This window comes from Amycolatopsis sp. NPDC006131 (assembly GCF_040614175.1).
GTDB classification, from domain to species: domain Bacteria; phylum Actinomycetota; class Actinomycetes; order Mycobacteriales; family Pseudonocardiaceae; genus Amycolatopsis_E; species Amycolatopsis_E tucumanensis.
Genome location: NZ_JBEXTX010000009.1, coordinates 106,841 through 114,606 on the forward strand (window position 1 = coordinate 106,841; position 7,766 = coordinate 114,606).

Here is a 7,766-nt window from a genome sequence, read left to right on the forward strand (position 1 = left end):
TCGGGAGATTCCGTCATAAGGGTGGTGCCGCTTCGGCTCGTTGGCGACAGCCGGTAACCTGCCGTCGCTGGAGTATGTGGGCAAACGGGTGCGAACGAGCCCCGTGGCCCTGATCGACGGAGGTGTCTGATGCGGCTGGCGGTGATCCCAGGTGATGGGATCGGACCCGAAGTGATCACCGAGGCCCTGAAGGTACTCGGCGAGGTCGCTCCCACAGTGGAGTACACGAACTACGACCTCGGCGCGGCCCGCTGGCACGCCACTGGCGAGCTGCTCCCCGAGTCGGTCCTCGGCGAGCTCCGGCAGCACGACGCCATCCTGCTGGGCGCGGTCGGCGACCCGACCGTGCCCAGCGGGATCCTGGAGCGGGGCCTGCTGCTCCGCCTGCGGTTCGAGCTGGACCACCACGTGAACCTGCGCCCGGCCAAGCTGTACCCGGGCGTGCGCGGCCCGCTGGCCGACAGCAACGCCGAGATCGACATGGTGGTCGTGCGCGAGGGCACCGAGGGCCCGTACGCGGGCAACGGCGGCCTGCTGCGCAAGGACACCGAGCACGAGATCGCCACGGAGGTCAGCGTCAACACCGCGTTCGGCATCCGCCGCGTGGTGTCCGACGCGTTCAAGCGGGCCGAGGAGCGGCCGCGCAAGCACCTCACGCTGGTGCACAAGACCAACGTGCTGCTGCACGCCGGTTCGCTGTGGTCGCGGATCGTCGAGGAGGTGTCGCTCGAGCACCCGGAGGTCACGGTCTCCTACTCGCACGTCGACGCCGCGACGATCCACATGGTCACCGACCCCGGCCGCTTCGACGTGATCGTCACCGACAACCTGTTCGGCGACATCATCACCGACCTGGCGGCCGCCGTGACCGGTGGCATCGGCCTCGCGGCCAGCGGCAACCTGGACATCACGCGCCGCAACCCGAGCATGTTCGAGCCGGTGCACGGCAGCGCGCCGGACATCGCCGGGCAGGGCATCGCCGACCCGACCGCCGCGGTGCTGTCGGTGTCGCTGCTGCTGGACCACCTCGGCCAGCGCGAGGCGGCGCGCCGCATCGAGGCGTCCGTCGCCTTCGACCTGGCGACCCGCGACCAGGCGAACCCGGGCACCACCCAGGCGATCGGCGACCGCCTGGCGGCCCTGGTCTCGTCGAACACGCGACCGGTCGCCTGATCGTTTCCCGCGCCGTGGAGGCCATCCCCGCACCGGGGGTGGCCTCCGCCGCATTTTTGCCCTTTCGCGCACCGGTGTGGCATGATGCGGGCATGGCTTCCTCTTTTGCCGTGATCATTATCGGCAGGCGCGCCGGGTAGTGTCCGCATCGGACACCTGGCGCGCAGACCTCTCGCATCCGCGGGAGGTTTTTTGTTGCCCGAGAAGCCTTCCACCACGCAAGGAGACGACCGTGACCCGCACGGAGCCAGCCGGACTGCCGCTCGGTGACGACTTCCACCTGTACGACACGACTTTGCGGGACGGCGCCCAGCGCGAGGGCATCTCCTACTCGGTGGCGGACAAGCTCGCCGTCGCGCGCCTGCTGGACGAGCTGGGTGTGGGCTTCATCGAGGGCGGCTGGCCGGGCGCGCTGCCGAAGGACACCGAGTTCTTCGCCCGCGCCGCGGACGGGGAGCTGATCCTCAAGCACGCGGCGCTCGTCGCGTTCGGGTCGACGCGCAAGGCGGGCGCGAAGGCGGCGGAGGACGCCCAGGTGCGGGCGCTGCTCGACTCGCGGGCGCCGGTGGTGACGCTGGTCGCGAAGTCCGACCGCCGCCACATCGAGCGCGCGCTGCGCGTCGACGTCGACGAGGCCTGCGCGATGGTCGCCGACACCGTGTCGTTCCTGGTCGGCGAGGGCCGCCGGGTGTTCCTCGACGCCGAGCACTTCTTCGACGGCTACGCTTTCGACCCGGACACTGCGCTGCGCGTGCTGGAAGCCGGGTTCACCGCGGGCGCCGACGTCGTCGTGCTGTGCGACACCAACGGCGGCCAGCTGCCGCTCGGGATCGCCGAAACCGTGCGGGAAGTCGCCGCGCGCACCGGTTTCCGGCTCGGCATCCACTGCCAGGACGACACTTCCTGCGCCGTCGCCAACAGCATCGCGGCGGTGCAGGCCGGCGCGACGCACGTGCAGTGCACCGCGAACGGGTACGGGGAGCGGGCCGGCAACGCCGACCTGTTCGCCGTGACGGGAAACCTCGTGGCCAAGCTCGGCATGGACGTGCTCCCCACCGGGGGCGCCGCCGAGCTGACCCGCGTCTCCCATGCCCTTGCCGAAATCGCGAACATCGCACCCGACACCCACCAGGCCTACGTCGGGTCGTCGGCCTTCGCCCACAAGGCGGGGCTGCACGCGAGCGCGATCAAGGTGGATCCGTTGCTGTACAACCACATCGGTCCATCGTCCGTCGGCAACGACATGCGGGTCCTGGTCACCGAGATGGCCGGCAGGGCCAGCCTGGAGCTCAAGGGACGTGAGCTCGGGGTGGACCTTGCCGGCCGGCCTGAGGCGGTCACCAGCGTGGTGGCGAAGGTGAAGGAGCTGGAGGCCGAGGGCTGGTCGTTCGAGGCCGCCGACGCGTCGCTGGAACTGCTGCTGCGCAAGGAGGTCGACGGCCCGGCCGAGCCGCCGTTCACGCTGGAGTCCTACCGCGTGGTGCTGGATCACCGCGGTGACGGGGAGGTGATCTCCGAGGCGACGGTGAAGGTGCACGTCGCGGGGGAGCGGGTGATCGCGACCGCGGAGGGCAACGGCCCGGTGCACGCGCTGGACGCGGCGCTGCGGAAGGCGCTGTCCCCGGCGCTGTCCTGGTTGGACAGTGTCGAGCTGTCGGACTACAAGGTGCGGATCCTGCCGAGCCACCCGGGCACCGACGCGGTGACGCGGGTGCTGCTGAAGTCCAGCGACGGCGACCAGGAGTGGACCACGGTCGGCGTGCACGGCAGCATCGTCGAGGCGAGCTGGCTCGCCCTGTGCGATGCCCTGGTGCACAAGAGCATGCGCGGCTAGGACTCTGTTTCGGGATGCTTGCGGGCCGGTGCGGGTGGCGGCCCGTCCGGCCAGCCCGCCACCGCCCTCAACGGTCAGGCTTCGCGTGACGGTCTCGTTCAAGGCGGCCCCTGGCTGTGGGATCGCCTCCTCATGACCTCCCACCCGCCAGCCCACCCGGTGCGCCGAGTGCCAGGCGGGCACCGCGGTCTGCGACAACAGCACCGCTGTGTGCGGGCGACCGGGCCCAGCCGGGACCGGCGCCGCGGTCGAGGAATCCGCGGCGCAGCAGGCAGTCCGCGATCGTGACCACGCCACCCCACACGGTCGCGCTCCGCGCGGCAGCGCCCCACACCACGTCGACGCTGTCCTCGCCAGGAACCTCCCACCCGCCAGCCCACCGCCACCCTCAACGGACACGCTGCGCGCGGCTCTGCGCGTTCGAACCCGCGGCGGTGCCGGTTGACGGCCCACCGCAAGCGGCTCCACCGCTTCCCAGGGCCCCGGCGGCGGGACTCGCCTCCCTGCAACTGCCCTCCCTGAGCGGCCAGGGTGGGTGCGGTGGAGCCATGGCGGGCAATCCTCGACGGCCTCCCGGACAACGCCCGGGTCGTGCTGCGCTGTCCCACCGGCGACGCCTTCGCCGAGCTGCTGCTGGCCTGCGCCGACCGCAGGCTGGTGGCGGTTCCGCTGCGCGCCCGCGTGCCGGACACCGAGGTGGCCAGGGTCGCCGCGGCGGTCGGGGCCTCCGCGCTCGTGGACGGGCCGCCCCGCGCGTCGCGGGTGAGCCTGCTCGACGGCGAACCCGATCATCCGGACGCGGCCGGCTTGGCGTTCCTCGTGCACACCCCGGGCGCCGGCTGGTGCGTCATGCTCGGCCGCGACGAGGTGGCCGGCAACGCGGCGCGGACCGCGGCCCTGCACGGCTTCTCGCCGGTTCGCCCGCACGCCACCGCGCTGCCGCTGCACCACGTGACCGCGCTGGTCATGTCGCTGGTCGGCACCCGGCTCACCGACGCGCCCCTCGTGCTGACCGAGAAGTTCGACCCCGTCACGTTCTTCGCGGCGGTCGAGGCGAAGGGCGCGCAGACCGCGTCGCTCGTGCCGGCGCAGCTGCGCGAGGTGGTCCGCGCCGGTGTCCACTGGCCGGACTGCCTGGAGTACGTGATCACCTCCGGCGCGCCGCTGTCGCGGGAACTGGCCGCGGACTTCGCCGCCCGGTACGGGCCGCGGTTGCGGCAGGCCTACGGGCTCACCGAGGCGGTCAACCTCAGCACCACCATGCCGCTGCTCGACGCCGCCGGGTTCCGCGAACAGTACGTGCGGCACCAGGGTCCGGTCGGGATGCCGTTGCCGGGCACGGAGCTGCGCCTGGAGGACGGGGAGGTGTGGCTCCGTGCGCCGGAGCTGATGCGCGGGTACTGGGGTGCCCCGGAGGTGAACCCGGTGACGCCGGACGGCTGGCTGCGCACCGGGGACCGCGGCGAGCTGCGTGACGGTTTCCTGGTGCTGCACGGGCGCTCCGCGGAACTGATCGAGCGCGGCGGGCAGCGGCTGCACCCGGCCGACGTCGAGGGGGAGTGGCGCGAGGCCGGGCTGTCCGGGGAGTTCGCCGCGGTGGCGGTGCCGGAACCCGCGCTGGGACACGAAGTCGCGCTCGTCGGCGCGGTGGCCGGGTTGCGGGAGGTGTGCCGGACCGCGCGGGTGCGGCCCGCGGTGTTCTCGTCCTCCGGGTTCCTGGCCGCGGAGAACGGACAGCCGCTGCGCGAGGCGATGGCGCGCGGGCTCACCGTGCGGCGGGAGAGCGCGTTGCGGTACGAGGAACTGCTCGACCACGCCTGCCGTGCGGCGCGGGCGATCCTGGGCTCGCCGGTGCGCCCGGAGTGCGCGCGGGCACGCCACGTGTACCGCGAGGCCCTGGCGCTGACCGCGGCGCATTCCCCGCCGCGGCAGGCGCTTCCGGGCACCCGCACCGCCGCGCACGATGCGCTCGACGCCCTCGTCGCGGCCTGGCCGGATCTCGCGGAGGGCGCGCCGTTCGAGGAGTGGCGCCGCGTGCCGGGCGACTGGCCGATGTCGGTGTACGCCGAGTACGCGGCGGAGGTGGTGATCGCGTCGGGGCGCACGCGTGGCCGGGTTCTGGACGCGGGACCGGACGATCTGGACAGTGGGCCGGGGCCGGAGATGTTCGACACCATCGTGGCCACGAACACCGTGCACCGCGCCGCCGACAAGGAGATGTCGCTGCGCCGCCTGCGCGACATGCTCACCGACGGCGGACGGCTCGTCCTGGCCGAGGGCACGAGCCCGACCGCCGGGGCGACGCCGTGGGCGCTGGACCTGCTCTTCGCCGCCGTCGACGGCTGGTGGGACCGCGGTGGACTCCGCAGCCGCTGGGAGTGGCTGCACTTGCTGCACGAGGCCGGGTTCCGCGAACCGGGGTACGCCGCACTGCACGCCGGGCACCACGACCTCGGCGGGGTCGTCTGGGTGACCAAGTAGGAAGGGGACGCAAGTTCCGGACCCGTCACGCCGGTCCACAGCGGACACGCCGAACCAGGCGTGCACCCGCGTCCCTGTGAACGGGGACGCCTTGGTGAGCAACGCACTGACGTCATCCTGGCCGTGGGGCTCACCGCCCCACGCGTGCGCCGGTCAGAACGCCGGTTCGTCGGCGCCTGCCGGGACGGGGATCTCCAGCTCGACGTAGAACGCGTCGTCCGCGGCCTGTTCCAGCACGCTCACCGCGGTGCGGCAGAGCGGGCACCGGGATCTCCGCCAGGAGCCGGTGAAGATCCAGCGGCGGCAGCCTTCGCAGTAGCCCCAGCGCGGGGTTTCGTCGTGGCGCCTCAGCATCGGGTCACTCCGGTGCGCAGCCGGGCGAGCTCGGCGTGGTCGGGTTCGTCTTCGAGCCGTTCCAGGTGCTCGAAGACGCGGCGCAGCAGGACGACCGCGCCGTCGGTCTTCACGGGCACGTCCTCGTGGCCGCGCTCGGGGTGGGCGAGCATCGACTGCTGCGCCTCGATCGCCCACCGGTATTCGGGGATCATCGCGGCGATCCCGTCGGCGACCCGGTCGGCCAGCTCCCGCGACCGGCAGCTCACGGTCCACCACCACCGCAGCCGCCCCGGCGCGATCGGCGTGTGCAGGTGGTGCAGGACGTACCCCTTCTCCTGCTCGCCGCCCAGCCCGCCCGGCCCGACGCGCAGCTCGATCCGCGTCAGGCCGGGGTTGAGCACGTGGTGGGTGTGCTCGCGGTCGACGACGTCGTAGCCGAACCAGTCCCGCATCACGTCGGGCAGCTGCTGGTCCCGGGCGCGGCGCACCGTCTTCACGGTCTCGACGCCGCCGATCGTGCGGCGTTCCAGGCGCACCGCGATTCGCGTGCCGCCGGACAGGCTCCGCACGTGCAGCGGGTACGAGCGCCGGATGTCGAGCAGGTTCTCCACCAGCAGGCGGCTGCTCGCCGCGACCTCCACCGGCTCGGACCGGACCGTCACCCAGCCCGGGATCTCGGGGGTGTCCGGCACGGCGACGCGTTCGGCGCGGTGGGGCGCGCCCGGCCACCCAGACGAGTCCGTCCTTTTCGCTCACCGGGCGCCGGGGGAGCAGAGCAGCGGGAACCGCTTGTGCCGGCACCGCCCGTCGTAGGCGACGACCTCACCGTCGAGGGTCCGCCACAGCACGAGGGGCAGCCCCGCGACGACGGGTGCGTGCAGGCGGCCGCGCACGAAGTCGGGCGAGAACCCGGCGACGTACCAGGCGTTGGTGATCACCGAGCCTCCACGTTTCGGTCACCGAAATGGAAGTGCCGCTTAATGAGACGCCTGTGGGGTAGCCCGTGTCAATGACCACCCGTGTGCCCGGGGGAGGGCGGCTGGTTAGGGTGGGTGGGTGCGTCTAGCTCGAGTTGCTCATGCCGGTGGGGTCGCCTTCGCTTCCGTCGACGGCGACGAGCTCCTGGAAATCGCCGACCACCCGTTCGGACAGCCGAACTACACGGGCAAGCGGTTCTCGCTCGCCGACGTGCGGCTGCTCGCGCCGATCCTCCCGTCGAAGGTGATCGCGATCGGCCGGAACTACGCGGAGCACGCGGCCGAGTTCGGCAACGAGGTGCCGGAGTCGCCGATGATGTTCCTCAAGCCGTCGACCAGCGTGATCGGCCCGAACGCCGCCATCAAACTGCCGGCCGCGTCGCAGCGGGTGGACTTCGAAGGCGAGCTCGCGGTGGTCATCGGCCAGCCGATCCGCAACGTGAAGGCCGCGCAGGCCCCGGCGGCGATCCTCGGTTACACGATCGCCAACGACGTCAGCGCGAGGGACCTCCAGAAGGCCGACGGCCAGTGGGGCCGCGCGAAGGGCTTCGACACGTTCTGCCCGCTCGGACCGTGGATCGAGACCGCCGTGGACGCCTCCGACCTGGCGATCCGCACCGAGGTGGACGGCGAGCTCAAGCAGGACTCGCGGACGTCGCTGCTGATCCACAAGATCCCCGAGTTGGTGGAGTTCGTGTCCGGCGTGATGACGCTCCTGCCCGGCGACGTCATCCTCACCGGCACGCCCGCCGGAGTCGGCCAGATCACCGACGGTCAGACGGTGTCCATCACGATCGAGGGCATCGGCACCCTGACCAACCCGGTGCAGAACGCCTAGCCCCGACACAAAACCCGAGCTGGGTGGTCATCCCGTCGCCTGACACGCAACGATCACCTTGAGCCAGGGCCGCAACCCTCGCTGGGTCCGGCGGCCGAAAGCACAAAGCTTGCGGCCCTGGCTCAAG

7 protein-coding genes are annotated in these 7,766 nt (G+C 72.1%); 4 read left to right on the forward strand and 3 right to left on the reverse strand.

The features are described 5' to 3' along the window. Positions 1-129 precede the first annotated feature (129 nt). From ABZ215_RS08240 to ABZ215_RS08250, 3 genes are all read left to right on the forward strand, one after another. A complete protein-coding gene (locus tag ABZ215_RS08240; protein ID WP_020421964.1) occupies positions 130-1,173 on the forward strand; it encodes a 3-isopropylmalate dehydrogenase in 1,044 nt (347 codons plus the stop codon). 232 nt (positions 1,174-1,405) lie between these two features. Beyond that, positions 1,406-3,007 carry a citramalate synthase gene (cimA, locus tag ABZ215_RS08245; protein WP_354948708.1) on the forward strand — a complete coding sequence of 534 codons (1,602 nt, stop codon included), beginning with the start codon at positions 1,406-1,408 and terminating at the stop codon, positions 3,005-3,007. Positions 3,008-3,547: 540 nt separating this feature from the next. Beyond that, entirely contained in the window at positions 3,548-5,488 is a 1,941-nt protein-coding gene (locus tag ABZ215_RS08250; protein ID WP_354948710.1) for an AMP-binding protein, read from the forward strand. Positions 5,489-5,641: 153 nt separating this feature from the next. Here ABZ215_RS08250 and ABZ215_RS08255 read toward each other — a convergent pair whose 3' ends face one another. From ABZ215_RS08255 to ABZ215_RS08265, 3 genes are read right to left on the reverse strand one after another with little or no spacing between them, the layout of a single operon-like run. Next, positions 5,642-5,842 carry a hypothetical protein gene (locus ABZ215_RS08255; RefSeq protein ID WP_237338420.1) on the reverse strand — a complete coding sequence of 67 codons (201 nt, stop codon included), beginning with the start codon at positions 5,840-5,842 and terminating at the stop codon, positions 5,642-5,644. Continuing rightward, positions 5,836-6,516, reverse strand: coding sequence for a hypothetical protein (locus ABZ215_RS08260; protein ID WP_354948712.1), 681 nt, complete (start codon positions 6,514-6,516; stop codon positions 5,836-5,838). Before ABZ215_RS08260 ends, ABZ215_RS08255 begins: the two co-directional genes overlap by 7 nt. A gap of 60 nt (positions 6,517-6,576) precedes the next feature. Further along, positions 6,577-6,762, reverse strand: coding sequence for a Rieske 2Fe-2S domain-containing protein (locus ABZ215_RS08265; protein ID WP_354948714.1), 186 nt, complete (start codon positions 6,760-6,762; stop codon positions 6,577-6,579). A 118-nt stretch (positions 6,763-6,880) separates the two neighbouring features. On the opposite strand from ABZ215_RS08265, the gene ABZ215_RS08270 reads away from it, so the two are divergent. After that, complete coding sequence (locus tag ABZ215_RS08270) at positions 6,881-7,639, forward strand: fumarylacetoacetate hydrolase family protein (RefSeq protein WP_237338418.1); 759 nt, start codon at positions 6,881-6,883, stop codon at positions 7,637-7,639. The last annotated feature ends 127 nt before the right edge of the window (positions 7,640-7,766 follow it).

Excerpts from the sequence above, each read along its gene's own strand:
- ABZ215_RS08240 (WP_020421964.1), top strand. The coding sequence starts at position 130 with ATGCGGCTGGCGGTGATCCCAGGTGATGGGATCGGACCCGAAGTGATC.
- ABZ215_RS08255 (WP_237338420.1), bottom strand. The coding sequence starts at position 5,842 with ATGCTGAGGCGCCACGACGAAACCCCGCGCTGGGGCTACTGCGAAGGC.